The organism is Ruegeria sp. AD11(2025) (assembly GCF_056542405.1).
This window is the reverse complement of the sequence record NZ_JBQFZU010000104.1, coordinates 1-1392: the sequence shown is the minus strand read 5'-3', so window position 1 is coordinate 1392 and position 1392 is coordinate 1. Positions and strand designations below refer to the sequence as shown.

Annotated in this window: 2 protein-coding genes; both read left to right on the top strand. The window is 54.7% G+C overall.

Annotation, left to right across the window (positions count from 1 at the left end):
- Nucleotides 1–156: 156 nt before the first annotated feature.
- Complete coding sequence (locus tag ACR1XY_RS24505; protein ID WP_170428318.1) at nt 157–867, top strand: glutathione S-transferase family protein; 711 nt, start codon at nt 157–159, stop codon at nt 865–867.
- A 155-nt stretch (nt 868–1022) separates the two neighbouring features.
- On the top strand, nt 1023–1392 hold a 370-nt coding region (locus ACR1XY_RS24500; RefSeq protein WP_480597409.1), incomplete at its 3' end, for a hypothetical protein.

The window sequence follows — 1392 nt, the reverse complement described above, 5'->3', positions numbered from 1 at the left end:
GTCTTTGAAGACTGTTGCAACATCTCGACGGATGTACGCGGCAATATCGCCGACGTGCAGGAAAAATCGGGTTCGTGCAAAAAATTGTTGAACTGACCGTCGTCTTTTTGGTTCGGGCCTCGTCTGACAGAGGAAACCGCCAAAAAGGAAAGACCAATGATCCGTATCATCAGTTTCAAAATCTGCCCCTTCGTCCAGCGCGTGACAGCGATGCTTGAGGTCAAGCAGGTGCCCTATCAGATCGATTACATTAGCCTCAGTGACAAACCGGACTGGTTTCTGGACCTTTCGCCGACCGGCCAGGTTCCGGTTCTGGTAACCGAAGGCGGGACGGCCCTGTTCGAATGCGATGCCATTGTCGAATATATCGACGAGGTCACGGCTCCGCTGCAGAACAACCTGACCCCCGAACAGCGCGCCCTGAACCGGGCCTGGAGCTATCAGGCCAGCAAGCACTATCTGGTTCAGTGCAGCACGATGCAAAGTGGCGATCAGGTGAGTTATGATGACCGGAGTGCCAAGCTGGACAAGTCATTCGAGAAAGCGGAAAGGCAATTGGGCGATGGTCCATACTTCTCGGGCCGGACACTTGGCAACGTGGATATGGCCTGGCTGCCCCTATTGCACCGCGCCGCGATTGTCGCCGATTACAGCGGGCACGATATGCTGGCAAACTATCCCAAAGTGAAGGCGTGGCAGCAGGCTCTTATGGCAACTGGTATCCCACAGAAATCCGTTTCGGAGGATTTCATGGCGAAGTTCTCGGACTTCTATCTGGCAGACCGCACATGGCTGGGTCGCGGAGCCAACAAGAATGAAGAATCGGCACCGCAGGTCCCAGAGCGCTCGGGCGGGTGTTGTGGATAGAGTATTGGATATCTCGTGCCAGTCAGAGAACTGGTGCGAGGCACCCAGATCAGGCCGCAGACAAGCGGTCGTATCTTGAGTTCAATTGCGTGTGTTTTTGTGCGACGCTCCAACGTGAATACAATTTTGACCACGCACAACAAGGGCATGCTTCTATGACGACCAAAGCTGAACTTGAGGCCGAGTTGGAGAAACTTCGAACCCGCAATGCCCAACTCGAGGCAAAGACCGATGATCAGCCGGACGACCCCCAGCCGATCAAGACAACGGACGAGATTAGAAACCTGCTGGCAGAGCACGGCATTGATCTGTCCAAAGCCGAGGCGATGGGAGAAGAGGCGATTGCAGAGTTTGGCAGGCTCCAGAAGGATTACCCGATCACTGCTTTGCTGATAGCTTTCACGCTTGGATACACGGTTGGACGGGCACGGGGGAAGGAAGTGAGAATGAACCGACTGAGCAGAAATCTAACAACGATCTATCGTACCGAACGGCTTATCACGCGCCGACGTCTCGCCGTGGTTC